The organism is Microtetraspora glauca (assembly GCF_040656155.1).
Taxonomy (GTDB): Bacteria; Actinomycetota; Actinomycetes; order Streptosporangiales; family Streptosporangiaceae; genus Microtetraspora; species Microtetraspora glauca.
Genome location: NZ_JBFALK010000014.1, coordinates 226,032 through 251,037 on the forward strand (window position 1 = coordinate 226,032; position 25,006 = coordinate 251,037).

At 70.0% G+C, this 25,006-nt stretch carries 27 protein-coding genes; 23 read left to right on the forward strand and 4 right to left on the reverse strand.

The genetic code is table 11. The features are described 5' to 3' along the window. Window positions 1-83 precede the first annotated feature (83 nt). Entirely contained in the window at window positions 84-1,616 is a 1,533-nt protein-coding gene (locus AB0I59_RS25460) for a putative quinol monooxygenase (RefSeq protein WP_061253870.1), read from the forward strand. 150 nt (window positions 1,617-1,766) lie between these two features. Here AB0I59_RS25460 and AB0I59_RS25465 read toward each other — a convergent pair whose 3' ends face one another. Then, window positions 1,767-2,015: a glutaredoxin family protein gene (locus AB0I59_RS25465; RefSeq protein ID WP_061253869.1), complete on the reverse strand. Its 249-nt coding sequence runs from the start codon at window positions 2,013-2,015 to the stop codon at window positions 1,767-1,769. A gap of 340 nt (window positions 2,016-2,355) precedes the next feature. Between AB0I59_RS25465 and AB0I59_RS25470 the strand changes: the two genes are divergently transcribed. The 13 genes from AB0I59_RS25470 to ccsB all read left to right on the forward strand — a co-directional run bounded on the left by AB0I59_RS25470 (window position 2,356) and on the right by ccsB (window position 15,707). Next, on the forward strand, window positions 2,356-3,093 hold the full coding sequence (locus AB0I59_RS25470; protein WP_061253868.1) for a redox-sensing transcriptional repressor Rex: 738 nt from the start codon (window positions 2,356-2,358) through the stop codon (window positions 3,091-3,093). Continuing rightward, a complete protein-coding gene (locus AB0I59_RS25475; RefSeq protein WP_358136655.1) occupies window positions 3,090-4,397 on the forward strand; it encodes a glutamyl-tRNA reductase in 1,308 nt (435 codons plus the stop codon). Before AB0I59_RS25470 ends, AB0I59_RS25475 begins: the two co-directional genes overlap by 4 nt. Next, window positions 4,394-5,305: a hydroxymethylbilane synthase gene (gene hemC, locus AB0I59_RS25480; RefSeq protein ID WP_061253866.1), complete on the forward strand. Its 912-nt coding sequence runs from the start codon at window positions 4,394-4,396 to the stop codon at window positions 5,303-5,305. Before AB0I59_RS25475 ends, hemC begins: the two co-directional genes overlap by 4 nt. After that, complete coding sequence (locus tag AB0I59_RS25485) at window positions 5,302-6,891, forward strand: bifunctional uroporphyrinogen-III C-methyltransferase/uroporphyrinogen-III synthase (RefSeq protein ID WP_061253865.1); 1,590 nt, start codon at window positions 5,302-5,304, stop codon at window positions 6,889-6,891. The genes hemC and AB0I59_RS25485 overlap by 4 nt, the downstream gene beginning before the upstream one ends. Before the next feature lie 60 nt (window positions 6,892-6,951). Then, window positions 6,952-7,941, forward strand: coding sequence for a porphobilinogen synthase (gene hemB, locus AB0I59_RS25490; protein WP_358136659.1), 990 nt, complete (start codon window positions 6,952-6,954; stop codon window positions 7,939-7,941). Window positions 7,942-8,032: 91 nt separating this feature from the next. Further along, window positions 8,033-8,677: a bifunctional DNA primase/polymerase gene (locus AB0I59_RS25495; RefSeq protein ID WP_061253863.1), complete on the forward strand. Its 645-nt coding sequence runs from the start codon at window positions 8,033-8,035 to the stop codon at window positions 8,675-8,677. A gap of 34 nt (window positions 8,678-8,711) precedes the next feature. Beyond that, window positions 8,712-10,001, forward strand: a complete 1,290-nt coding sequence (gene hemL / locus AB0I59_RS25500) for a glutamate-1-semialdehyde 2,1-aminomutase (RefSeq protein ID WP_358136662.1) — start codon at window positions 8,712-8,714, stop codon at window positions 9,999-10,001. A 76-nt stretch (window positions 10,002-10,077) separates the two neighbouring features. Next, on the forward strand, window positions 10,078-10,974 hold the full coding sequence (locus AB0I59_RS25505; RefSeq protein ID WP_061253861.1) for a LysR family transcriptional regulator: 897 nt from the start codon (window positions 10,078-10,080) through the stop codon (window positions 10,972-10,974). A gap of 22 nt (window positions 10,975-10,996) precedes the next feature. Continuing rightward, the gene (locus AB0I59_RS25510; RefSeq protein WP_061253860.1) at window positions 10,997-11,635 is read left to right on the forward strand and encodes a histidine phosphatase family protein; all 639 of its coding nucleotides are present in this window, start codon (window positions 10,997-10,999) and stop codon (window positions 11,633-11,635) included. A 75-nt stretch (window positions 11,636-11,710) separates the two neighbouring features. Continuing rightward, entirely contained in the window at window positions 11,711-12,295 is a 585-nt protein-coding gene (locus AB0I59_RS25515; RefSeq protein ID WP_228641330.1) for a TlpA family protein disulfide reductase, read from the forward strand. Continuing rightward, window positions 12,282-13,019, forward strand: coding sequence for a cytochrome c biogenesis CcdA family protein (locus tag AB0I59_RS25520; RefSeq protein ID WP_061253859.1), 738 nt, complete (start codon window positions 12,282-12,284; stop codon window positions 13,017-13,019). The genes AB0I59_RS25515 and AB0I59_RS25520 overlap by 14 nt, the downstream gene beginning before the upstream one ends. After that, a complete protein-coding gene (gene resB / locus AB0I59_RS25525) occupies window positions 13,020-14,711 on the forward strand; it encodes a cytochrome c biogenesis protein ResB (RefSeq protein ID WP_358136668.1) in 1,692 nt (563 codons plus the stop codon). Window positions 14,712-14,714: 3 nt separating this feature from the next. Beyond that, on the forward strand, window positions 14,715-15,707 hold the full coding sequence (gene ccsB / locus AB0I59_RS25530) for a c-type cytochrome biogenesis protein CcsB (protein WP_061253858.1): 993 nt from the start codon (window positions 14,715-14,717) through the stop codon (window positions 15,705-15,707). Between the two features lie 68 nt (window positions 15,708-15,775). Here ccsB and AB0I59_RS25535 read toward each other — a convergent pair whose 3' ends face one another. Then, window positions 15,776-16,108: a PLDc N-terminal domain-containing protein gene (locus AB0I59_RS25535; RefSeq protein WP_061254139.1), complete on the reverse strand. Its 333-nt coding sequence runs from the start codon at window positions 16,106-16,108 to the stop codon at window positions 15,776-15,778. Between the two features lie 442 nt (window positions 16,109-16,550). Between AB0I59_RS25535 and AB0I59_RS25540 the strand changes: the two genes are divergently transcribed. Together AB0I59_RS25540 and AB0I59_RS25545 are read left to right on the forward strand one after the other, a co-directional pair. After that, on the forward strand, window positions 16,551-17,264 hold the full coding sequence (locus AB0I59_RS25540; RefSeq protein ID WP_358136730.1) for a hypothetical protein: 714 nt from the start codon (window positions 16,551-16,553) through the stop codon (window positions 17,262-17,264). A gap of 10 nt (window positions 17,265-17,274) precedes the next feature. Further along, window positions 17,275-17,577 (forward strand): hypothetical protein, encoded by a 303-nt coding sequence (locus AB0I59_RS25545; RefSeq protein ID WP_358136671.1) that lies wholly within the window; start codon window positions 17,275-17,277, stop codon window positions 17,575-17,577. Window positions 17,578-17,806: 229 nt separating this feature from the next. Here AB0I59_RS25545 and AB0I59_RS25550 read toward each other — a convergent pair whose 3' ends face one another. After that, window positions 17,807-18,046 (reverse strand): BldC family transcriptional regulator, encoded by a 240-nt coding sequence (locus tag AB0I59_RS25550; protein ID WP_082776639.1) that lies wholly within the window; start codon window positions 18,044-18,046, stop codon window positions 17,807-17,809. Window positions 18,047-18,282: 236 nt separating this feature from the next. Between AB0I59_RS25550 and AB0I59_RS25555 the strand changes: the two genes are divergently transcribed. Then, window positions 18,283-18,492 carry a DUF4229 domain-containing protein gene (locus AB0I59_RS25555; RefSeq protein ID WP_061253856.1) on the forward strand — a complete coding sequence of 70 codons (210 nt, stop codon included), beginning with the start codon at window positions 18,283-18,285 and terminating at the stop codon, window positions 18,490-18,492. On the opposite strand, the gene AB0I59_RS25560 is transcribed toward AB0I59_RS25555, so the two are convergent. Beyond that, on the reverse strand, window positions 18,489-19,727 hold the full coding sequence (locus tag AB0I59_RS25560) for an NHL repeat-containing protein (protein ID WP_358136676.1): 1,239 nt from the start codon (window positions 19,725-19,727) through the stop codon (window positions 18,489-18,491). The genes AB0I59_RS25555 and AB0I59_RS25560 overlap by 4 nt on opposite strands. Before the next feature lie 101 nt (window positions 19,728-19,828). Here AB0I59_RS25560 and AB0I59_RS25565 point away from each other — a divergent pair, with 101 nt between their 5' ends. The 6 genes from AB0I59_RS25565 to AB0I59_RS25590 all read left to right on the forward strand — a co-directional run bounded on the left by AB0I59_RS25565 (window position 19,829) and on the right by AB0I59_RS25590 (window position 25,004). Next, on the forward strand, window positions 19,829-20,566 hold the full coding sequence (locus AB0I59_RS25565) for a demethylmenaquinone methyltransferase (protein WP_061253854.1): 738 nt from the start codon (window positions 19,829-19,831) through the stop codon (window positions 20,564-20,566). Between the two features lie 130 nt (window positions 20,567-20,696). After that, the gene (locus tag AB0I59_RS25570) at window positions 20,697-22,004 is read left to right on the forward strand and encodes a geranylgeranyl reductase family protein (protein WP_435831065.1); all 1,308 of its coding nucleotides are present in this window, start codon (window positions 20,697-20,699) and stop codon (window positions 22,002-22,004) included. A 43-nt stretch (window positions 22,005-22,047) separates the two neighbouring features. After that, window positions 22,048-22,407 carry an NADH-quinone oxidoreductase subunit A gene (locus AB0I59_RS25575; protein ID WP_061253853.1) on the forward strand — a complete coding sequence of 120 codons (360 nt, stop codon included), beginning with the start codon at window positions 22,048-22,050 and terminating at the stop codon, window positions 22,405-22,407. Window positions 22,408-22,409: 2 nt separating this feature from the next. Continuing rightward, window positions 22,410-22,961, forward strand: coding sequence for a NuoB/complex I 20 kDa subunit family protein (locus AB0I59_RS25580; protein ID WP_061253852.1), 552 nt, complete (start codon window positions 22,410-22,412; stop codon window positions 22,959-22,961). A gap of 55 nt (window positions 22,962-23,016) precedes the next feature. Then, window positions 23,017-23,694, forward strand: a complete 678-nt coding sequence (locus AB0I59_RS25585) for an NADH-quinone oxidoreductase subunit C (protein WP_358136683.1) — start codon at window positions 23,017-23,019, stop codon at window positions 23,692-23,694. Next, a complete protein-coding gene (locus AB0I59_RS25590; RefSeq protein WP_061253850.1) occupies window positions 23,691-25,004 on the forward strand; it encodes an NADH-quinone oxidoreductase subunit D in 1,314 nt (437 codons plus the stop codon). Before AB0I59_RS25585 ends, AB0I59_RS25590 begins: the two co-directional genes overlap by 4 nt. Window positions 25,005-25,006 lie beyond the last annotated feature (2 nt).

Genomic DNA, 25,006 nt, shown 5'->3' on the forward strand with positions numbered 1-25,006 from the left:
TCGTGCACGGTAATCACGTCGCGTAACGGGCTGGGACACCGGCTACCGGTCAGTGCGCGAAGTCCGGCAGCATAAGGTCCACCATGGAAGTCCTTGTCGCTGTCATCGCGTTCGCCGGCGCCGTTCTCGCCGCCATCACCACCGGTGTCGTCGTCGGTCGCATCCGCGAGAAGCCGACGGGATGGCTGGTCGCGTGGGCCGTCACCACGGGTGCGCTGTGCCTCTCCCTCGGGGCGATCGCCACCGGCCAGCTGATCGGGTTCGGGTCGGTGACCTTCCGGTTGTTCCAGATCACCGGGTCGCTGGTGGCGCCGCTCTGGCTGGCCGTGGGCGTGGCGCAGCTGGTCGCGAGGAAGGCGTTCCCCCGCTTCGCCGGCTGGCTTCTCGGTGGCGCGCTGACGGGCGTCGGCGCGGTGATCATGCTGATCGACCCGATCAGCCGCGCGTTCACGAAGACGTTCCCGCCGGCCGACGAGTTCTGGGACATCTGGCCCGAGTGGCTCCTGCGCGGCGTCCACGTGGTCGTCATCGGGATGCTGGTGATCTGGCTTCTGATCGCGGTGCTGCGCGGGCGCAAGGGCGACGACTACGACCTTGACAACATGAACGCGACGGTCGCGCTCGCCCCGGCGGGCATCGCCGTGGCCGTCGCGCTGGAGTTCACGCTTCCCGGGATCGTCGTCGTCGCCTTCATGACCGCCGCCGCCGGAGCCGTGTGGTACGCCCTCGCCCGCCCGCTCGCGCCGTACGAGGACGAGGACGAGGACGAGGAGGACGAGCCGGACGCCCGTGAGCCGCAGGACGAGTGGTCGGGCCGTGGCAGGCGCGGCGCCGACGACCGGCCGGCGCCGCCGGCCCAGGTCCCCCCACGGCGCTCCGGCCTGGGAGATCTCGTCGCGGAGTACCGCGCGGGGGAGCAGGGCGATGTCGACTACGCCGCGCGCATGCAGCCGTCGGACGCCTTCGGCGGCCAGCCGCAGGGCCCCCGGGCAGGTCAGGACGCGTACGGCGGCCCCCGCGGGCGCGAGTACACGATGCCTCCGGCGGCGGACGCCGACTACGCGATGCCCGGCGCGGCTCCGGAGTACAGCATGCCGCAGGCCGCTCCGGAGTACAGCATGCCTCAGGCCGCCCCGGAATACGGCCCGCCCCAGACGGGCCGGCCCGAGTACGGCGTTCCGGCCACGGGCACGGTCTTCCCAGGCGCGGACATGGCGGCGAACCTCGGCGTCGGGTTCGGCGGTTCCGGCGCCGCTGCGTCCCGGCAGGGCGGGTCGGTGCGTCCGTCGCCCAACATCTACGGGTTGCTCACCGTCTTCACGCTGATCGACGGATCGGGAGAGGCGTTCGACAAGCTCGCTGAGGAGACCGTCGAGGCGGTGCAGCGCAACGAGCCCGACACCCTGGTCTTCGTCTGCCACGGCGTGAAGTCGGCGCCGCTGCAGCGCATCGTGTACGAGCTCTACCGGGACGAGGTGGGGTACACCGAGCACCAGCGCCAGCCGCACATGGAGCGGTTCGCCACGGAACGTACGGCGCTCGTGCTGGCCGCCAACGTCATCGAGTTGACCGTGAACGCCGCCAAGGTCGTCCCTCTCCCCACCACGTTCAGGTGAGCGGCCCCTTCGAGGGCACGGGGAACCAGGTGACAAGGGCGGGAGTCGCCCCAAGGGCGTCCCGAACAGGTCGTGCCGAAGGCGCGACGGTCAGACATAGAGCGGTCAGACGTAGAGCGATCGGACACTGAGCGGTCGGGCGTTGCGCGATCAGACGCTGAGCGCGGCGCGGAGACGGGCTTCGTCCACGCGCCAGAAGTCATGCTGGACCCCGTCGATCAGGGTGACCGGGATCATCTCCCAATATTTGGCGTGATCCTCCTCGGAGAGGGTGATGTCACGCTCTTCCCACGGCACGCCGAGATCCGCGGCCACGCGCTCGATGACGGCCCGCGCGTCGTCGCAGAGGTGACAGCCGGGCTTGCCGATGAGGGTGATCCGATGCTCGCGAGGTGCCATGGCGCCAGCCTATTGGGCCGCCGCGTGCGGTCTTTCGGGAGCGCCGCCGTACGGTCGGGCGCGGTCTCTCGGGAGCGCCGCCGAACGTCAGGCGGGGGCCTGCCGGGCGCGCTCCGCCGTACGCGGGGCGGTGCGAGACGGACCGAGCGCGTCCCTGCAAAGCGGCCGCACGGCTAGGGCCGAGTTGGATACCGGGCCCGCGCTTTGGGACAGTGAACGAGCACTGACTTTGTGCATCGCTTCACAAAGGCACTAACCTGTAGGAACGCGAAATTCGGTTACATCCACTCGTACGGTCGGAGACGGTCTCCGGCTGTCCGTCCCCCTGGAGCACCGGCAAGTGACCCGCCGTATCCCTCAAGCGCGAGAGCGTGGCATTCCCGATGCGACGGTCGCAAGACTGCCGCTCTACTTGCGTGCCTTGAACGGGCTGGCCGAGCGTGGCACGGCCACGGTCAGCTCGGAGGACCTCGCGGTCGCGGCAGGGGTGAACTCGGCCAAGCTCCGCAAGGACCTCTCACACCTCGGGTCATACGGCACTCGCGGGGTGGGGTACGACGTCCAGTACCTGATCTACCAGATCTCGCGTGAGCTAGGTCTCACCCAGGATTGGGCCGTCGCCATCGTGGGGGTGGGTAACCTCGGGCGAGCGCTCGCCAACTATGGAGGGTTCGTGTCCCGGGGTTTCCGGGTCGCGGGCCTGTTCGACGCCGATCCCGGAGTGGTGGGCGAGCGGATCGCCGGGCTCGTGGTGGAACATGCCGACGGGCTCGAGTCAGTGATCAGGAAGCGCGGGGTGTCCATAGTGGTGATCGCGACGCCGGCGACGGCGGCGCAGGAGGTCTGCGACCGCGTCATCGCCGCGGGCGTCACCAGTATTTTGAACTTCGCCCCCGTGGTGCTGACCGTGCCGGACGGCGTAGATGTTCGTAAAGTCGATTTATCCATTGAACTGCAGATTCTTGCGTTCCACGAGCAGCGTAAGGCGAGTGGAGGGCCCATGATGGGCGATGAGTGGCCCGATGGGGTGGTCGTAGTGAGCGAGCGCGGAGCGCCGCTGGGCGAGGCGAGCCAATGAGCATCCTCGTTGTCGGCCTGAGCCACCGCACGGCACCGGTGGCCCTGCTCGAACGCGTCTCGGTGAGCGGCGACGCGCTCGCCAAGCTGCTCCTCGACGTACGCGGCGAGCCCACGGTCTCCGAGGCGATGGTCGTCTCGACCTGCAACCGGGTCGAGGTCTACGCGGACGTGGACCGGTTCCACGGCGCCGTCACGGCCGTCACCGACCTGCTCGCCACGCACTGCGGCATCAACCAGGAGCAGCTCACCCCGCACCTCTACGTGCAGTACGAGGACCGCGCCGTCCACCACCTGTTCTCTGTGGCCTGCGGCCTCGACTCGATGGTCGTCGGCGAGGGGCAGATCCTCGGCCAGATCCGCGTGGCGCTGAAGCTCGCCCAGGACCAGGGCACCGTGGGGAGCGTTCTCAACGAGCTCTTCCAGCAGGCCCTGCGGGTCGGAAAGCGGGCGCACGCCGACACCGCCATCGACCGGGCGGGCGCCTCCCTCGTCGGGGTGGGCCTGACGCTCGCCGAGCGTGAGCTCGGCCCGATCTCCGGGAAGCGGGCGCTGGTCGTCGGCGCCGGGTCGATGAGCGCGCTGTCCGCCGCCACCCTTGTCCGTTCGGGCGTGACCGACATCGTCATCGCCAACCGCACCTACGACCGCGCCGTACGCCTGGCCGAGTCGGTCGGCGGCCGGGCGGTCCGGCTCACGGAGATCCCCGCCGAGATCGCCGAGGCGGACATCGTCATCTCGTGCACCGGCGCCGGATCGTGCCTGATCACCGATGAGACGGTCGCCGGGGCGATGGGCCGCGGCCGGGATCTCTTCCTGCTCGACCTGGCCCTCCCGCACGACGTCGACCCCGGCGTACGGGCGCTGCCCGGCGTGACGCTGGTCGACCTTGAGTCCATGCAGCAGGCCGGCGTGGCCGACGACATCGGCGACGGCGGCCGGGCCGAGGCCATCGCCGCGGTTCAGACGATCGTCACCGAGGAGGTGGCCGCCCACCTCGAAGCGGGGCGCGCCGCCCGGGTGACCCCTACCGTGGTCGCGCTGCGCAGCAAGGCGGCAGAGGTGGTCGACTCCGAGATGGGCCGGCTGATCTCGCGCGTCCCCGAACTGGAGGGACGGCTGCGCGACGAGGTCGCACAGACTGTCAGAAGAGTCGTGGACAAGCTGCTCCACGAGCCGACCGTACGTGTCAAGCGGCTGGCGTCCTCGCCTGGAGGCGATCAGTACGCGGAGGCCCTCCGCGAGCTGTTCAACCTGGATCCCCAGAAGCCCGAGGCCGTGTCGCGGATGGAGGTCGAGTCATGAGCGCTCCTCTGAGGATGGGCACCCGCAAGAGTGAGATGGCCACGACGCAGTCCGGGCTGGTGGCCAAGCGGCTCACCGAGCTGACCGGGCGCGAGGTGGAGCTGGTGGGCATCACCACGTACGGTGACGTCACCAAGGCCAATCTCACCCAGCTCGGCGGCACCGGCGTGTTCGTCAGCGAGCTGCGCAACAAGCTGATCGAGGGTGAGATCGACTTCGCCGTCCACTCGCTCAAAGATCTGCCGACCGCGGAAGACCCCCGGATCACGTTGGTCGCCACGCCGCCGCGTGACGATCCGCGCGACGCGCTGGTGAGCACGGCCAAACTGGCCGACCTGGCGCCCGGCGCCCGGGTGGGCACCGGCTCGCCGCGCCGCGTCGCGCAACTCCGGTCCCTACGGCCGGACCTTCACTACGTCCCGATCAGGGGAAACGCGCCCACCCGCATCGGCAAGATCGCCGCGGGTGAGCTGGACGCCGTCGTGCTGGCCACCGCCGGGCTCTGCCGGCTCGGCCGCGACGGCGAGATCTCGCAGATCTTCGAGGTCGACGAGGTGCTTCCGGCGCCCGGCCAGGGCTCACTCGCCGTCGAGTGCCCGGCCGATCGCGCCGACCTGATCGAGTTGCTGGGCGTCCTCGACGACCCGCGAACCCGCGCGGCGGTGACCGCCGAGCGCGCCGTGCTTTCCGCCCTCGAAGCCGGTTGCGCGGCACCGGTAGGTGCTTTCGCGTCCGATGACGGGCACATTCTCAACCTGACCGCTGCCGTCGTCGCCATCGACGGCGTCAGGTCAGTGCGCAAGTCCACCTCCGGACCTCGTCTGGCGGCCATGGACCTCGGCCGTGATCTCGCGGCTTCCATGATCGCTGAGGGGGCCGGCACGTTGATGGGGGAGCAGGCCCATTGAGCCCCACAAATACCATTCCAGAGCCCCGATCGGGTTTCGTCGCCTTCATCGGCGCCGGCCCCGGTGACGAGAACCTGCTCACGCTGCGTGGCGCCGACCTGCTGGGCAGGGCCGACGTCGTCGTGCTCGACCAGCAGGCGTACGGCGCGCTGCTCCGGCACTGCCGCAAGGACGTCGAGGTGGTGGACATCACCGCCGAGGCCGCCGAGAACTCGATCTCGCTGAAGACGCTGCAGGACGCCAAGGCGGGACGGACGGTCGTACGGGTGTGCCCGGGCGATCCGTCGTTCTTCTCCTCGGTCACCGAGGAGGTGGCGGCCTGCGCCAATGCCGACGTGGACTTCGAGATCGTTCCCGGAGTCCCGCCGGCGACGGCCGTGCTGACGTACGCGGGCATCCCGCCGGCGGTGGCCGTTCCGGAGTTCCGCATCGTCGACGCCGCGCAGGTGTCCGACTGGTCGCGGCACGCCGGATGCGAGGGCACACTGGTCATCTACAACGGCGTCGCGGAGGCCGTCCCGATCGCCAAGGCGCTGATCGCGGCGGGCAAGCCCGACTCGACGCCGGTCGCGGTGACGAGCGAGGGCACCACCACCGAGCAGTTCACCGTCGTGTCGTCGCTCGGCCGCATCGGTCCCGATCTCAAACACGCGGGCATGACCGAGCCGGCGCTCATCGTCGTCGGCGACGCCGTCGGCATGCGCGACCGCCTGTCGTGGTTCGAGACGAAGTCCCTGTTCGGCTGGCGGGTCCTGGTGCCGCGCACCAAGGAGCAGGCCGAGGGGCTGTCCGAGCAGCTCCGCTCGTACGGCGCGGTGCCGGAGGAGGTGCCGACGATCTCCGTCGAGCCGCCCCGGACGCCGCAGCAGATGGACCGCGCCATCAAGGGCCTGGTCACCGGCCGCTACGAGTGGGTCGCCTTCACCAGCGCCAACGCCGTCAAGGCGGTGCGGGAGAAGTTCGAGGAGTACGGCCTGGACGCGCGGGCGTTCGCCGGGCTCAAGGTGGCGGCCGTCGGCGGTGCGACGTCCCGCGCCCTGGTCGAGTTCGGCGTGAAGCCCGACCTGGTCCCGACCGGCGAGCAGTCGTCCGAGGGGCTGCTCGCGGAGTGGCCGCCGTACGACTCGATGCTGGACCCGATCAACCGCGTCCTGCTGCCCCGAGCGGACATCGCGACCGAGACGCTGGTCGCGGGTCTCACGGAGCTCGGCTGGGAGTGCGACGACGTGACGGCGTACCGCACGGTGCGCGCGGCGCCGCCGCCCGCCCCGATCCGGGAGGCGATCAAGGGCGGCGGCTTCGACGCGGTGCTCTTCACCTCGTCGTCGACCGTGCGGAACCTCGTCGGCATCGCCGGCAAGCCGCACAACGTGACGGTGATCGCGGTGATCGGTCCGCAGACCGCCAAGACGGCGGAGGAGTTCGGCCTCCGGGTCGACGTGATGGCCGACAGGCCGTCGGCCTCCGCGCTCGCGGCGGCCCTGGCGGAGTACGGTGCGAAGCAGCGGCACGCGGCCATCTCGGCCGGGGAGATGCCGCGCAGGCCCTCGCAGACCCGCAGGGGGGCGCGCCGGCGCTTCAAGTGACCCGGGTGTCCCCCGGCGGCCGTCCGCGGGCCCCGTCCAGTCCGAGTGGAGAACACGATCGTGAACGCTGAATATCCGGTGGCCCGGCCACGGCGGCTGCGCCGTACGGCGTCGATGCGCCGCATGGTGGCCGGGACGCGTCTGCACCCGGCCGAGTTGATCCTGCCGATGTTCGTCAAGGAGGGCATCGCGGATCCGCAGCCCGTGGCGTCCATGCCGGGGGTCGTCCAGCACACGCGTGACTCGCTGCGCAAGGCCGCCCACGAGGCGGCGGAGGCGGGAGTCGGCGGTGTCATACTGTTCGGCGTTCCGCTGCACAAGGACGCGCGCGGTTCGGCGGCCGACGACCCCAGGGGCGTCGTCCAGCTCGCGCTCGCCGACCTCGCGTCCGAGGTCGGCGACGCGCTGGTCCTGATGAGCGACACCTGCCTGGACGAGTACACCGACCACGGTCACTGCGGCCTGCTGACCGAGTCCGGCGAGGTGGACAACGACGCCACGCTGGAGCGGTACGCCTCCGCGGCGGTCGCGCAGGCGCGGGCGGGATCACGCGTGATCGCGCCCAGCGGCATGATGGACGGCCAGGTCGGGGCGATCAGGCAGGCCCTCGACGCCGACGGCTTCACGGAGATCCCGATCCTCGCCTACTCGGCGAAGTACGCCTCGGCGTTCTACGGGCCGTTCCGCGACGCCGCCGAGTGCGCGCCCCAGTTCGGGGACCGCAGCGCCTACCAGCAGGACCCGGCCGGTCCCATCGGCGAGGCGCTGCGGGAGGTGCGGCTCGATCTCGCCGAGGGCGCGGACGCGGTGATGGTCAAGCCCGCGCTCGCGTACCTGGACATCCTGCGGCAGATCCGCGACCTGGTCGAGGTCCCGGTGGCGGCCTACCAGGTGAGCGGCGAGTACGCCATGGTCGAGGCGGCGGCCGCCAACGGCTGGATCGACCGCGAGCGGATCATCATGGAGTCGCTGGTCGCCATCCGCCGGTCCGGAGCGGACATGATCCTCACCTACTGGGCCACCGAGGTCGCGCGCAGGCTACGCGCATAGGGGGGCTTCGCCCCGGGGCGGTGCGGTGAGCGCTGATCCGTAAAGGGCATTATCAGGTACAGCAAAAGAGCATCCGTGGGGGAGGAGCACGATGGTGGGGGCACCGCTGGTCCGCCGGACGAAACGGCGTGCGCATCGAAAGCCACGGAAGATCACGTCTGTACTGGAATACGCCCAGCTCGGCTGGGCGAGCTGTCTTGGCGCCCACCCGCTCCGCGAGGGTGGGCGCGCCTGTTCCTGCGACCGCGTCGGTTGTCCCGACCCGGGCGCGCACCCGCTGTCCCCGGCGTGGCAGATGGAGGCGACGGTCGACTCCGCCCTCCTCACGCGCCGGTGGGAGCACAACCCCGACGCCAATGTGATCCTGCCCACGGGCCGGGTGTTCGACGTGTTCGACGTACCGGCGGTCGCCGGGATGGCGGCCCTGACCGCCATGGACTCCACAGGACTGGCCACGGGCCCGGTCGCCGCGAACGGCGACCGGGTCCTTTTCTATGTGGCGACGAGAGGTGCGCCGGAGGACGAGGACGAGTGGTGGTCCTGCCACCTCGACTGCGACCCCGCGACCATCGAGGCCACGCCCGGCCTGCGCTGGCACTGCCGCGACAGCTACGTGCTCGCTCCGCCGTCGACGCTGGTGACCGGCGCGGTGGTGAGCTGGCTGCGTCCCCCGGACGGGCGTCCGCTGCCCGACCCGCTCCGCGTCCTGGATCTGCTCGTCGACGCCTGCGAGTGAGGGGCCGCGACACGTCGCCCGTAGGCTGGGAGGCGTGAGCCGTACGGAGAAGTCAGCGGAACTGTTCGAGCGGGCGCGGCGGATCGTGCCCGGTGGTGTCAACTCCCCGGTGCGCGCGTTCGGCGCGGTCGGGGGAGTGCCCAGGTTCATGGCCTCGGGCCAGGGGCCGTACATCACGGACGTGGACGGCAACCGCTACGTCGATCTGGTGTGCTCCTGGGGGCCGATGATCCTCGGGCATCGCCATCCGGCCGTGATCGAGGCCGTCGAGGGCGCGCTGGCCCACGGCCTGTCGTTCGGGACCGCCACCGAGGGCGAGGTCCTGCTGGCCGAGGAGATCGTCTCCCGCATCGCCCCCGTGGAGAAGATCCGGCTGGTCAGCTCGGGCACCGAGGCCACCATGTCGGCGGTACGGCTCGCACGCGGCTTCACCGGCCGGGCGAAGGTGGTCAAGTTCGCCGGTTGCTACCACGGGCACGTGGACGCACTGCTGGCCGCGGCCGGTTCCGGGCTGGTGACGTTCGGCCTCCCGGACACTCCCGGCGTGACCGGCGCGGCCGCCGCCGACACGATCGTCCTGCCGTACAACTCGATCGAGGCGGTCGAGGAGGCCTTCCGCACGTTCGAGATCGCCTGTGTCATCACCGAGGCGTGCCCGGCCAACATGGGCGTGGTCCCGCCCCTGCCCGGCTTCAACCAGCGGCTCCGCGAGCTCTGCACGCAGAACGGGGCGCTGCTGATCATCGACGAGGTGCTCACCGGTTTCCGGGTCTCCGCCTCCGGCTGGTACGGACTCGACCCCGTCGAGGCGGACCTCATGACGTTCGGCAAGGTCATGGGCGGCGGGATGCCGGCCGCGGCCTTCGGCGGGCGGGCCGACGTGATGGCGCTGCTCGCGCCGCATGGCCCGGTCTACCAGGCAGGCACGCTCTCGGGTAACCCGCTGGCCTCCGCCGCCGGCCTCGCGACGCTGCGGGCCTGTGACGCGGGTGTCTACGAGCGGGTGGACGCGGCGGCCCTGCTCGTCGCCGAGGCGGCGTCCGACGCGCTGGTGGCCGAGGGCGTACCGCACCGGCTGCAGCGCGCGGGCAGCCTGTTCTCGATCTTCTTCACCGACGGGCCGGTCACCGACTTCGACTCGGCGAAGAGGCAGAGCGCGGAGGCGTACCGCTCGTTCTTCCACGGGATGCTCGACCAGGGGGTCTACCTCCCGCCGTCGGCGTTCGAGGCGTGGTTCCTGTCCGCGGCCCACGATGAGGAGGCGCTCACCCGCGTCGCCGAGGCGCTTCCGCTCGCCGCCAAGGCCGCCGCCGCGACGATGTAGGGTCCGCTCCGCTGGGACCGGCTGACAGTTCAGCGACATCGGGCTTTTTGCGTCATAACCGTTTAGACTGGCTTACATGTTGGATCTGAACCGGTTGAAGGCGCTGCACGCTGTGGCCGTCTACGGTTCCGTCGCGGCCGCCGCGGAGGCGCTGATGGTGACCCCGTCGGCGATCTCCCAGCAGTTGGCGAAGCTCGAACGCGAGACCGGGGCGGTCCTCGTCGAGCGCAACGGGCGCGGAGTGAAGCTCACCGACGCGGCCGGGCTGCTCGCCGACCACGCGGAGAAGATCCTGGCCCTGGTGGAGACGGCCGAGGCCGACTTCGAGGCGCTGCGCGGCACCGTGGTCGGAAGGCTCGTGATGGCCGCCTTCCCGACCGCGGCCAGGGGGATCATGCCGCAGGCGCTGATGCTGATCAAGAAGAACCATCCCGATCTCGATGTGGTCCTCTACGAGCGGGAACCCGATCGGCAGATCCGTGAGGTGTCCCGGGGCGAGATCGACCTGGCCCTCGTCCAGGACTGGCTCAACCGGCCGATGGCCATCCCCGAGGGGCTGTCGCGCGCGGCGCTGCTCGACGACGTCGCGGACGTGGTCATGCCCGCCGGTCACCCGCTGGCGACCAAACGGGAGATCGAGCTGGCCGACCTCCCCGGTGAGGGCTGGATCAGCGGCACGTCCGGCACGGTCTGCCACGACTTCCTGATGTTCCTGCTCCGGTCGGCGGAGAAGGAGCCCAGGATCGTCGCCATGGCCGACGAGTACCCCACCCAGCTCGCGCTCGTCGCGGCGGGCCACGGGTACGCGCTGATCCCCCGCCTCGGGCGCGGCCAGTTGCCCGAGGGCGTGCGCGCGGTCCCCGTGGTGCCCCGGCTGCAGCGGCGCATCTACGCGCTGTGGCGCACCGACGCGGCGCGCCGTCCCGCCATCAGGGCCGCCGTCGACGCGCTGCGCACTGCGTGTGCCGCCTGACCGGCGGGTAGGCTCACCTGCCATGACCGAGACCACCGTCGTCCACCTGCTGCGCCACGGCGAGGTTCACAATCCGGAAGGCGTCCTGTACGGCAGGCTGCCCGGCTACCACCTGTCGGAGAACGGGCGGCTGATGGCCGAGACCGTCGCCAAGGCGGTCGCCGGACGCGACATCGTCACCCTGTGGAGCTCGCCGATGGAGCGCGCCCAGGAGACCGCGGCCCCCCTGGCCGGCGTCCTGGGCCTGGAGGTCACCCTCGACGAGCGGCTGATCGAGGCGTCCAACGTCTTCGAGGGGTTGCGGGTGGCCGGAGGTAACGGAGTGTTCCGCGATGTCCGGGCCTACCGCCACTTCGTGAACCCGTTCCGCCCGTCCTGGGGCGAGCCGTACGGCGATGTGGTCCTGCGGATGAAGGCGGCCATCGACGACGCGCGCGAGGAGGCGCGGGGGCACGAGGCGCTGCTTGTCAGCCACCAGCTGCCCATCTGGATCGTCAGGCTCGCGGCGGAGAGACGCCGGCTGTGGCACGATCCGCGCCGTCGCCAGTGCTCCCTCGCCAGCCTCACCAGCTTCACGTTCGAGGGCGACAGGCTGAGCAGCATCGGCTACAGCGAGCCCGCGGGCGCACTGGTGCGGGGCAACCCCGTTCCCGGAGCTTGACCCGTTGGCGGGAGCACCGTACCCGCTGGGTAGAGTGACAGCTCTACCGGTTGTAGTAATAGGAGATACTCCCGCGTGTCCGCCAAGAGTCTGTCTCTGATCGCTGCGAGCACCGCTCTGGCCGTGACAGCCCTCGCGGGTTGCGCGGGGAACCAGCAGCAGTCCCAGCCGCAGTCCGGTGACACCCGTTTCGTCGCGGGGGACGGCAAGGTCCAGGTCTTCGACGCCGCAGGCCGCGTCAAGGCGCCGGCGATCGAGGGCACGACCCTCGACGGCGCGACCCAGAAGCTCGGTTCCGGCACGGTCTACGTGCTGAACTTCTGGGCGTCCTGGTGCGCTCCGTGCCGGGCCGAGGGGCCCGTGCTCAAGGACATCGCGGCCAAGACCAAGGACAAGGGCGTCCAGTTCCTCGGCGTCAACTTCAAGGACCAGAAGGCCTCGGCCCAGGCGTTCGACCGCTCGCTGCAGCCGGGATATCCGAGCATCTTCGACCAGGCCGGCCGGGTGCTGCTCTCCTTCCAGGGCACCGTGCCGCCCGCGGCGATCCCGTCCACCCTGATCATCGACGGCCAGGGCCGGATCGCGGCGCGCGCCCTGGGCGCCGTGAAGTACAACGACCTCCTCGCCGCGATCGACAAGGTCACCGATGAGCGCGGCTGACCTGGCCACCACCGTCGCGTCCGGCTCGCTGCTGGTCGCGGTGCCGATCGCGGTCGCGGCCGGCGTGGTGTCCTTCCTCTCGCCCTGCGTGCTGCCGCTGGTTCCGGGCTACCTCTCCTACGTCACGGGCATGAGCGGCGACCCCAGGCGGGGCCGGATGGTGCTGGGCAGCGCCCTGTTCGTCCTCGGTTTCGCCGCGGTCTTCGTGCTGGGCGGGGCGCTCTTCGGTAGCCTCGGCGGCGTCCTCTTCGGCAACATCGACGTGATCACGCGGGTGCTCGGGGTCGTCACGATCGTCCTCGGCCTGGCCTTCATCGGCCTGATCCCGGGGCTCCAGCGGGACGTGCGCATTCACAAGGTGCCCGCCGCCGGGCTCGCGGGCGCGCCGCTGCTCGGCGTCGTCTTCGGCCTCGGCTGGACCCCGTGCATCGGGCCCACGCTCGCCGTGGTCCTCGCGCTCTCGGTCGACCAGGGCAGCGCCGCGCGTGGTGCCGCGCTCGCCTTCGCGTACGCGCTGGGCCTGGGGGCGCCCTTCGTGCTCGCCGGGCTGGCCTACCGCAGGGCACTCCACGCGTTCAAGGCGGTCCGCCGCCACTCCCGCCTGATCACCCGGATCGGGGGCGTGATGCTGGTCGGCGTCGGCGTCCTGCTGGTGACCGGGCTCTGGGGGAACCTCATCGCCGGCCTGCAGGTCTGGGTGGGCGGATTCGAGCCGGTGATCTGAATGACAACGAAAAACGACGAGTCCGGCGTGAGCGAGCAGCCGGAGCAGTCCGAGCGGCCGGAGCAGTCCGAGCGGCCGGAGCAGTCCGAGCGGCCGGAGCAGCGTGAGCCCGCGCGGCCGGTGGGCCTCGGCGTGGTCGGCTGGCTGCGGTGGGGCTGGCGGACGCTCACGTCCATGCGTACCGCCCTGATCCTGCTCTTCCTGTTCGCGCTCGGCTCGGTTCCCGGGTCGGTCTACCCACAGCGGAGCGTCGATCCCGGCCGGGTCGCCCAGTACTTCAAGAACAGCCCGACCGAGGCCGAGTGGCTGGACCGGCTGTGGATGTTCGACGTCTTCACGTCGCCCTGGTTCGCCGCCATCTACCTCCTGCTGTTCTTCTCGCTCGCCGGATGCGTGTTCCCGAGGGCGGTCGTCCACTTCAAGGAACTGCGCAAGAAGCCGCCGGCCGCTCCGCGCAACCTGAACCGGCTCCCGCAGAGCGCCGCCTTCGAGGGCGACCTGACCGTCGAGTCGGTCGCCGCGAAGCTGCGCCGCAACCGGTTCCGCGTCGTCACCGGCACCGACTGGGTCTCCGCCGAGAAGGGCTACCTGCGCGAGACGGGCAACCTGCTGTTCCACGTCTCGCTGCTCGTGCTGCTGTTCGCGGTCGGGGCGGGCGGCCTGTTCGGCTACCGCGGCAACGTCCTCGTCGTCGAGGGCGACGGGTTCGCCAACACGGTGGCGGCCTACGACCGGTTCATGCCGGGACAGCGGGTGTCGGCCGAGTCGCTGCAGCCGTTCTCGTTCACGCTCAAGGAGTTCCAGGCGACGTACGTCGCGTCGGGGGACAAGCGGGGCCAGCCGCTCGACTACTCGGCCACGCTGTCGGTCCAGGACTCGCCGTCCTCGCCCTCGCGGGAGGTCGAGCTCAAGGTCAACGAGCCGCTCGACGTGGACGGCACGCTGACCTACCTCCTCGGCCACGGGTACGCCCCGACCTTCAAGGTCACCGACGGGAAGGGCCACACGGCCTACGAGGGGTCGGTCGCCTGCCTGGCGAGCGACCAGGCGACCTACACCTCCGAGTGCGTCATCAAGGTCCCGGACGCCCAGCCCGACCAGCTCGGCTTCCTGATCCGCTTCCTGCCGACCACCGTGCCCAACGGCGCCGCGTGGGTGTCGGTCTTCCCCGGCGCGGCCAACCCGACCGTCCAGGTCTTCCCGTTCTCCGGCGACCTCGGGCTGAAGTCCGGGCAGCCCCAGTCGGTGTACCAGCTCGACACGGACAACCTGAAGCCGCTCGGCAAGATGTCCGCCCAGCCCACGCCGCTCAACGTCGGTGACACACTCGAACTCGCCGACGGCGCCGGGAAGATCGAGTTCACCGGGGTCAAGGAGTGGATCAGCCTCCAGACCGCCTATGACCCGGGCCGGGTGCCCGCCCTGCTCGCCGCCGCCGCGGCCGTGCTCGGCCTGGTGATGTCCCTGACCGTACGGCGCCGCCGGGTGTGGGTGCGGATAACGGACCGGAAGGTCACGGTGGGAGGATTGACCCGCACCGAGGGCGGCGGCGCGAGCTTCGCGGAGGAGTTCGCCGAGATCGTCACGATGCTTCGTGGTGCAGCCCCCTCCGAGACGTCTCAGCCCGAGGACGCCGCCACCGCGATCGACCGCGAACCCGTTTCGCCGAGCAACCGCTCGTCCGAGGAGTAGAAGATGCCGCCCGCCCAGATCAACGAGGGCCTCGCCACATTGAGCGACCAGCTCATCCTGGTGACCGTCCTGCTGTATCTCATCGCCATGATCGCCTACGCGCTGGAGCTGGCCTTCGGCAGGTCGCGGACGGCCGCCGCGGTGAAGACCCGCGAACTGGTCACCGTCGGCGCCGCCGGATCCGACTCCTCAGTCGCCGGATCGGCCGCGGACTCCGCCGCGGGGGCGGAGGGCGAGAGCCGTACGGCGCCGGTGGCGCCGGCCGGCTGGGCGGTCAAGGCCGGGGCGGTGGCGGTCGTCATCTCCTGGCTCGGCTGGGCGGCGAACCTGGCCGGCCTCCTCACCCGCGGTTTCGCGGTGGACCGCTGGCCGTGGGCCAACATGTACGAGTTCGTCGTGGCCCTGTGCTTCGCCTCGGTGACCGCGTTCCTCGTCCTGCTCACCCGGCAGCGGATCCGCTTCCTCGGCGCGTTCGTGACGGTGACCGCTGCTCTCGGGCTCGGCTTCGCCGTCCTCTTCCTGCACGTCCAGGCCGGGCCGGTGATGCCCGCGCTGAACTCCTACTGGATCGCGATCCACGTCACCGCCGCGATCATCGCGGGCGGGCTGTTCCTGGTCGCGGGGGTCTGCGCCGTCCTCTACCTGGTGCGCAACGACGGGCGGATGTCGGTGCTGCCGGCCAAGGAGCAGCTCGACCGCATCGCCCACCGCGCGATCGTGATCGCCTTCCCCATCTGGACGTTCGCCGTCATCGCGGGCGCCCTGTGGGCGGACCGCGCCTGGGGCCGCTACTGGGGCTGGGACCCCAAGGAGGTCTGGTCGTTCATCACCTGGATCGCCTACGCGGCCTACCTGCACGCTCGGGCGACCGCCGGATGGCGCGGCAAGGCGGCGATGATCGTCTCACTGGTGGCCTTCGCCTGCCTGCTGTTCAACCTGGTCGGCGTCAACATCTTCTTCAGCGGCCTGCACTCCTACGCGGACGTGCCCAAGTAGACAGCTGAGCGTCCGGGTCCGAGCGGGCCCGGAGCCCGAGGTCCCCGGGCTCGCGGAGCCCGGGACTGTCAGTCCTCGTTCCGCAGGCGGCGCTCCAGCGCGCGCAGGAACTCCGGGTCGTCGTCCGGCCCTCGCGGTGCCTCGGCCCGCGGGGGCCGTTGCCATGCCTCCCGCTCGTCCGGTCCTTCCCGTGTCCCCGCGGCCTCCAGTACGGCATCGCCGCTCCGTGGACGGCCGAGGGCCAGCCAGAACACGCCACCGACAGCCGCCAGGAACAGCACGACCAGCACCCACAGCAGCTTGGGGAGGTTGCGCACCGCGCCTTCCGGCGTCGTGATCACGTCGAACAGGCAGTAGAGCCAGAAGGCCAGCAGCGCCAGGCCGAGAATCACGCTAGGCATGCCCACACGGTAAGCCATACCGCCGCGTGATCGGGCCTGGTGTCACGCGGAAAGCGCGTAGCCGTAGGGGATCCGGGGGATGACGGGGCGCGGACGGGCAACGTACGGTGGACCGGTACCGCGCCCCCCGGATCATGCCGGGCCCGGCGCGGCGGTGGGCACCGCCCAGAGCGAGGGACGAGTGAGCACATGGGCACCGTAGGCGGACGGACCCCGCCGAGGCGCGAGGTGGGAAGGGCGCCACGAGCCGCCGTTCCCGGCACATTCACCGGCAGGGCGACGGGTGGGGGCCATGGCGCAGCCGAGCGATAGGGGCCGCCACAGGCGCGGCTCGCGTTGGTGGCAGCGCGGTGCGTACGCCTCGCCGGCACGCGCCACGGACGCGCCGGAACGTTCCTCGGAGCGGACTCCGGAACGGACCGTGGAGCGGGGCGTGGAGCGGATGCACGCGGTCACCGCGCCGGTCGTGGACCGCCCCCAGTACACCTGGAGCGACTTCGAGCTGGACGACCAGCCCAACCGCGCGCGGCCGCACCGGCCGGACGCCCCGGACCTGCGGGACGGCCGGCGGCACTGCGGGCCCCTGGAACGCGTCCTGTACCGCGAATGGGACGCGGGGGACGGGCCGCCCTCGGCGGACGCCGTACGTGCCGTGGACAGCCTCGCCAGGCTCCCCGAGCGGCTCAAGCTGATGCTCGCCACCACGCTGGACGGCATCTACGTGGGCCGTGGCGGCGTTCCCGACCTGGACGACATGGGTTATCTGCGCGGGGCCCCGCTGCCATCAGGCCGGGCGACCTGGGACGCCTGCGCCGGCGCGTACGGCGACCGCAAGATCGTGGTGGGCGACCGTCCGTCCCCGACACCGGACGTGATGATGCACGAAGTCGGCCATGCTCTGGACGACGTCGACGCGCATCCGGGAGAGTGGGTATCCGACTCGCCCGAGTTCGCCGCGCTGTACGAGGAGTGCTTCCCGCTGTTCGCCTCCGCGTTCCACCGGCAGCCAGGAGGGCTGGGGCGCAAGGAGTTCTTCGCTGACGCGTTCGCGGCGATCGCATCCCGGCAGCGTCCGGCCCTGGTCGACATGCTGGGCGGTGACACGCGGGCGGCGCTGAACGTGATGTTGTTCTTCAACAGGCGCTACGGAATCTAGGTGATCGTGGATGTACGTTATCCGGCTCACTGACGGGACACTGCGCGTGCCGCAATCACTGGCCAGCGACGACGGCCGCCTGATCGGCAACGCGTACGTCGACGTCGTCCCGGGGGAGCCGGACTACGACCGGTGGCTCGCCGAGTCGGTGACCGAGGAGGAGGACGCCGAGCGGCGTCGCCGGTGGCGCGAGGAGAACGACGACCTGGAGCGGGAGTTCCTGGCGTTCAAGGCGGACGCGGAGGTCCGGGAGGCCGGCGGCGTCGCTGGAACGGGACACGACGAGGGGGACGGCGCAGGAGAGCCGCGCTGAGGTCGCCGCGCCGTGCGCCGCGTCGTGGGGTCGAGTCTGAGGCCGTGGTCGTCGCCTGAGGCCGCGGTTGAGGTCGTACTGGCGCCACGCGGAGGAGCAGGACGTGCCGGAAGCGCGGGTGGCCGCGTGGCGGTACGACGTGGGGAAGGCGGGGCCGGGTGAGCGGCACCGACTGACGCGGGTGACCCTGCGGCATCCGGGTGGCACGCAGGATCACCTGGTCGGTGTATCAGACCCGAGGTGAGTCGCCGTTAGGCCGGTCGGCCGTCAGGACATCCTCTCCACGGAGGAGGGCGTGCACTTCCGACTCTCGGAACCGCCGGTGCCCTCCGGGGGTACGGATGCTGCTGATTCGTCCCGCCGCGGCCCAACGTGTCACGGTCTTCGGGTCGACCCGGAAGAGGGCGGCAACCTCTCCAGGGGTCAGCAGTCGCTCGCTGCTACTCTCCACAATCTCTCCCCCTCGCATCCCGCGTCCTGCAGCGGGCGGACAGGTAACCAGTGTGCCGAGCGAAGCCTGATTTATCCGTGGTTTTCGTAGAAGATCACGGGTTGTTATCGGCTCAGTGCCCGATTGTTATATGATAGAGCCTCTTTGGGGTGCTCATGGGTGTTTCTTTACAAAAGCGCCCACTTGGGCACACTAGCAGTGCTCGGGCGGGATGCGAAGAGAGTCACTCGGCTCCGTGACGTAACCTCGACGGTGTGCGTCCGGTTGTCGTTTACACGCTCTCTCGCCTCGGTCTGTTCGCCGTGGCCGTCGCGGTCCTCTATCTCCTCGGGCTGCGCACGTACCTGCTGCTCATCGCGGCCTTCGTGGTCAGCGGCCTGGCCAGCTACGTGCTGCTGTCCAAGCAGCGCGACGCGGTCAGCGAGCAGGTCGTGCAGAAACGCGACCGGCCGACGGGAAACTAGGGCAACGGGAACATGCCGATCCGGGCATGGTACTCATGCCCGAGCTTCGTCGTGTCACTTCCCACCAAAAGGCCGCTCTTTGTGGTCAGGAACGCCTTTACTCCGATTCCTCGGGTACGCGTGGGGTTCCAGCTGAGCGCCTTGCCCGTGGTCGGATGGATCGCTCCGATGCCCGGCCGCTGGACCGCTCCAGGCCCGGCGGTGTCGGAGCCCTTCGGGTTGTTCAGCCAGCGCTGGTGCCCGCCCACATAGACGGCCGCGCCGGTCACCACGACCGAGTAGAGCGAGTCGCCTCCGGTCAGGTTGACCCAGGTGGGGCGGATGTCGTCGCCGCGTGAGTACATCTCGAACCTGGCCGCCGAATCGCAGAGCTTGCGAGTGCCGGGAGCCGGGCCGCCGGTCGTCACCACGACGAAGTACCTGCCGTCGGGGGACACGTCCAGACCCCGCACATACCAGGGGAACACCGCCATGCAGGAGGGCGCGTACACCTCGGTGCGCCAGTCGGCCACCCGGTTCCTGACCAGGTCGATCACCGCGACCTGTGGCCTGCGCAGCCCGTCGACCGAGGTGAACGAGCCGTCGATGACCAGCCGGTCGCCGGTGGCGGCCATGGCGTAGACCTTGGTGCCGGCACCCCGGGGATCGCCCGGCGTGATCCTGAACGCGGGGTCCACCGCCCCCGTGGAGGCGTCGATCCGGGCCAGCGCCGTGCGGGGCGTGCTCCCGATCTGGATGAAGTCGCCGCCGACGTAGATCTTGTCGCCCTGGCGGACCAGGGTGGCGACGTCGCCGCCGAAGGCGGGTGCGTCGAAGGACGTCACGGCGGAGCCGTCGGTCAGGCTCAACCGTACGAGCGCGCGCGCGGGGAAGTCGAAGGAGCCGCCGACGTAGACGGTGCCGTCCGCGCCGGAGGCCAGGGCGTAGACCGGACCACTGAAGCTGGGGGCGAATCCGGGAAGGACCTTCCCGGTGCGCAGGTCGTAGGCGAAGAGGTTCTCCCGTGGCAACTGCTCGTCGCTTCCGGCGTCGCTGACGGCGCTGAACTCCCCGCCGACCACCACCGTGCCGCCCACGAGCGCGATCGCGTTCACGATGCCGTCGAGCACGTGGGGGGTGTTGGCGACGGGCTTCTGCGAGACCACGCCAGGTTGCCGGACACCGGCCTGGGCTGTGCCGGCGGGGAGTACGGCGAGAGCCGCGACGAGGAGAGCGGCGGAGCGTCTGGCAAGCATTCCCGAAGTTCTAGCACACCCTTCGTAATCAATGTGCTACGTTCCGCGCATTCCGAGCGGGCGCGGAGAGAGCATCCGCCGCGCGGCCTAGGCTTGCGTCCATGACGCGCGCTTCGCTGGACAAGCAGCCGCACGAGGTCGCCGCGATGTTCGATCGCACGGCCCGTCGCTACGACCTGGTCAACGACGTCCTCTCGCTCGGGCAGGACCGGCTCTGGCGTAAGGCCACGGCCGCCGCGATCGACGCGGGGCCGGGCGAGCTGGTGCTGGACCTCGCCGCCGGCACGGGCACCTCGACGGACGCCTTCACCCTGCTCGGCGCGCGCGCGATCGCCTGCGACTTCTCCATCGGCATGTTGCGTACGGGAGTGGAGCGGCGCGGCGGCTCCGGATTGTCGGGCGGCGGGGTGCGCGGGGTCAGCTTCGTCGCGGGCGACGCGCTCAGGCTGCCCTTCGCCGACGGTGCGTTCGACGCGGTCACGATCTCCTTCGGGCTGCGCAACATGGCCGACACGCATGAGGCGCTGCGTGAGCTGCTGCGGGTCACCAGGCCGGGGGGCCGCATGGTCATCTGCGAGTTCTCCCGGCCGCAGATCAAGTCCTTCGAGCTGGTCTACTCGCAGTACCTCATGAAGCTGCTTCCGCAGGTCGCGCGGGCGGTCAGCTCCAACCCGGACTCATACGAGTACCTCGCGGAGTCGATCCAGGAATGGCCCGACCAGCCGGCGCTCGCGCGCATCATCCAGGAATCGGGCTGGAGCAAGGTGGCCTGGCGCAACCTGTCCCTGGGCATCGTGGCGCTGCACCGTGCGGTCAAACCTAAAGTTACCAACAGGTAGTCGTACCCCTCTGACATGGAACGCGTAAGAGGGGTTAGACTTCCGCCGACAGTTTGTGAAGTGGTTCACAAAGGCACGAAGGTCCCGTACCAGTGGAGATCTTCGTCCGAGGACAGGAATCAGGTCCCCCGTGAGCGAGTCAGCCCCTACGCGGCCGAGATTGGCGGCGTCCGACCGGATGCCGGCCTCTGAAAGCGGACGGGACGCCGACGTCATCGTCGTCGGCGCCGGCCCCGCGGGCTCGACGACTGCCTTTTACCTCGCCCAGGCCGGTCTGACCGTCCTTCTGCTGGAGAAGACCCGCTTCCCGCGCGAGAAGGTGTGCGGCGACGGGCTCACGCCGAGGGCGGTCAAGGAGCTCATCGCGATGGGCGTCGACATCGACGCCCCCGGCTGGATCAGGAACAAGGGCCTGCGCGTCGTCGGTGGCGGCCTCCGGTTCGAGCTCGACTGGCCCGAGCTGTCGAGCTTCCCCGACTTCGGCCTGGTCCGCACCCGCAAGGACTTCGACCAGATCCTGGCCGACAACGCGGTGCGCGCCGGCGTCACCCTCCTGCAGGGCGTCAACGTCACCGGCCCGATCCTCGACGAGCGCAGCGGTCACGTCGTCGGCGTCACCGCCAAGCAGGACGGCGAGGAGGTCGCCTTCCGGTCCCGGCTGGTCGTGGCCGCCGACGGCAACTCGACCCGGCTCTCGCTGGCGATGGGCCTGCACAAGCGGCCGGACCGCCCGATGGGCGTCGCCGTACGGACCTACTTCACCAGCCCGCGGCACGACGACGACTACCTGGAGACGTGGCTGGAGCTCTGGGACGGCGACCGCCTCCTCCCCGGGTACGGCTGGATCTTCGGTGTCGGCGACGGCACCTCGAACGTCGGCCTCGGGCTGCTCAACACCAACGACGCGTTCAAGAACATCGACTACCGCGACCTGCTCAGACGCTGGGTGAAGAACATGCCCGCCGAGTGGGGGTACAACGAGGAGAACATGATCGGCCCCATCCGGGGGGCGGCGCTGCCGATGGGCTTCAACCGGCAGCCGCACTACACCCGGGGGCTGGTGCTCGTCGGAGACGCGGGCGGCACGATCAACCCGTTCAACGGCGAGGGCATCGCGTACGCCATGGAGACCGGCAGGACCGCCGCCGACGCCGTGGTGACGGCTCTGTCCCAGCCGACTCCCGCCCGCAGGGAACGGGTACTGCGGGCCTACCCGCGTATCCTCAAGGACGCCTATGGTGGCTACTTCACGCTGGGCCGGTACTTCGTCGAGGCCATCGGCAGGCCCGGCGTGATGAACTTCGCCACGCGGCACGCGATGCCGCATCCGCGGCTGATGAGATTCGCGCTGAAACTTCTCGGCAATCTCACCGACCCGCGAGGCGACGCGTCCGACCGGATCATCAACGCCCTGTCCAAGGTGGCTCCGTCCGCATGAGATTGAACACCCTTTTCCACCGAGCAAACGAGGACATGTAGCCATGGAGCTGTATGTGCCCATCCTGGTGCTCGCGGTCCTCGCGGCGGGGTTCGCCGTGTTCTCCGTGAGCATCGCCCCCTTCACGGGGCCGAAGCGCTGGAACCGCGCCAAGCTGGACGCCTACGAATGCGGCATCGAGCCGACCCCGCAGCCTGTCGGCGGCGGGCGCTTCCCGCTCAAGTACATGATCACGGCGATGTTGTTCATCGTGTTCGACATCGAGATCATCTTCCTCTATCCGTGGGCGGTCGCGTTCGACAATCTCGGCCTGTTCGGGCTGGTCGAGATGGTGCTGTTCATCGTCACCGTCCTCGTGGCGTACGCCTACGTGTGGCGTCGCCGCGGTCTTGATTGGGATTAGCCATGGGTCTTGAAGAGAAACTGCCGAGCGGCTTCATCCTGACGACTGTCGAGCAGGTGGCCGGCTGGGCCAGGAAGAACTCGGTGTGGCCCGCGACGTTCGGTCTGGCGTGTTGCGCGATCGAGCTGATGGCGACCGGCGCTTCCAAGCACGACCTCGCGCGCTTCGGCATGGAGCGCGCCTCCGCCTCGCCGCGGCAGGCCGACCTGATGATCGTGGCCGGCCGGTTGTCGCAGAAGATGGCGCCGGTGCTGCGCCAGATCTACGACCAGATGGCCGAACCCAAGTGGGTCATCGCGATGGGCGTCTGCGCGTCCAGCGGTGGCATGTTCAACAACTACGCCATCGTGCAGGGCGTGGACCACGTCGTGCCGGTCGACATCTACCTGCCGGGGTGCCCGCCCCGGCCCGAGATGCTGATCGACGCCATCGTGAAGCTGCACGACAAGATCCAGAACATGAAGTTCGGCGCCCACCGCGCCAAGCAGATCGACGAGCTCGAGCTCCAGGCCCTGCGGACGCTGCCGTTGATCGACCAGGGGGCGAACAAATGAGCGCGAACGCGAGGAATGAGCGCTTCGTGCGGTATTCGTGGAGCGGAGTCACCAGATGAGCAGCGACAACCTCCCCGGGGTGCCGGTGGAGGAGACACCTGAGCCCGTCGCCCGTACGGGCATGTTCGGCGCCAGCGGGACCGGGGACACGTCCGGTTACGGCGGCCTGGTCGTGCGCCGCGCGCCCCGGCTCTCCAGCGCCCGGCCGTACGGGTCGTATTTCGACGAGGTGGCCGACGCGCTCGAGCCCGCGTTCGGCGACGCCATCGAGCGCGTCGTCGTGGACCGCGACGAGGTCACCTTCCATGTGGCGCGCGAGCGTCTCGTGGACGTGATGCGGCACCTGCGCGACGACGCGGCGCTGCGCTTCGAGCTGTCGCTCGGCGTCTCCGGCGCCCACTACCCGGACGAGACGGGCAACGAGCTGCACGCGGTCTACCACCTGTGCTCGATCACGCACAACCGGCGGGTCCGGGTCGAGGTCGGGTGCCCCGACTCCGACCGCCACATTCCGTCCACGGTCTCTGTCTACCCGACGCACGACTGGCACGAGCGGGAGACGTACGACTTCTTCGGAATCATCTTCGACGGCCACCCGGCGTTGACCCGCATCGAGATGCCCGACGACTGGGAGGGACACCCCCAGCGCAAGGACTACCCGCTCGGCGGCATCCCGGTGGAGTACCGCGGCGCCGAGACCCCCGCGCCGGACCAGAGGAGGTCGTACGCATGACCCAAACGACCGAGGGCAAGGTCTACGACGTCGCCGGACAGGACTGGGACGAGCTGGTCGAGACGGTGACCGAGTCGTCCGAGGAACGCCTGGTCATCAACATGGGCCCGCAGCACCCGTCGACGCACGGCGTGCTCCGGCTGGTCCTGACGCTCGACGGCGAGACGGTGACCGAGGCCCGGACGGTGATCGGTTACCTGCACACCGGCATCGAGAAGAACATGGAGTTCCGGACGTGGACCCAGGGGGTCACGTTCGTCACCCGCATGGACTACCTGGCGCCGATCTTCAACGAGACGGCGTACTGCATGGCCGTGGAGAAGCTGCTCGGCATCACCGACAGGGTCCCCGAGCGGGCGCAGGCCATCCGCGTGATGATGATGGAGCTCAACCGGATCTCCTCGCACCTGGTTGCGCTCGCGACGTTCGGCATGGAGCTGGGCGCCACCACGCCGATGATCTACGGCTTCCGTGAGCGTGAGATGGTGCTCGACATCTTCGAGTACGTCACCGGTCTCCGGATGAACATGGCGTACGTGCGGCCGGGCGGCGTGAGCGTCGACCTGCCCGCGGGCGCGGTCGACAAGATCGGCGAGTTCCTCAAGGTCATGCCGAAGCGGATCAAGGACATCCGCAAGCTCCTCGACGCCAACCCGGTCTACACCCGCAGGACCAAGGACGTCGCCTACCTCGACCTGACCGGCTGCATGGCGCTCGGGATCACCGGGCCGATGCTCCGGGCGGCCGGGCTGCCCTGGGACCTGCGCAAGTCGCAGCCCTATTGCGGTTACGAGACGTACGAGTTCGACGTCCCGACCGAGAACACCTGCGACGTGTACGGCCGCTATCTCGTCCGCATGGCCGAGATGGAGGAGTCGCTGAAGATCATCGAGCAGGCGCTCGACCGTCTGACCGGCCCGCTCAAGGGCGGCCCGGTGATGATCGAGGACAAGAAGATCGGCTGGCCGTCGCAGCTCGCGCTCGGCCCCGACGGCCTCGGCAACTCACCGGACCACATCGCGCACATCATGAGCAGCTCCATGGAAGCCCTGATCCACCACTTCAAGCTGGTGACCGAGGGCTTCCGGGTGCCGGCCGGCCAGGCGTACTCCGCCGTGGAGTCGCCGCGCGGCGAGCTGGGCGCGCACGTGGTCAGCGACGGCGGGACGCGGCCCTACCGCGTGCACTTCCGTGACCCGTCCTTCACGAACCTGCAGGCGGTGCCCGCGACGTGTGAGGGCGGCATGATCGCCGACGTCATCTCGGCGGTCGCCTCGATCGACCCGGTCATGGGAGGTGTGGACAGGTGAGC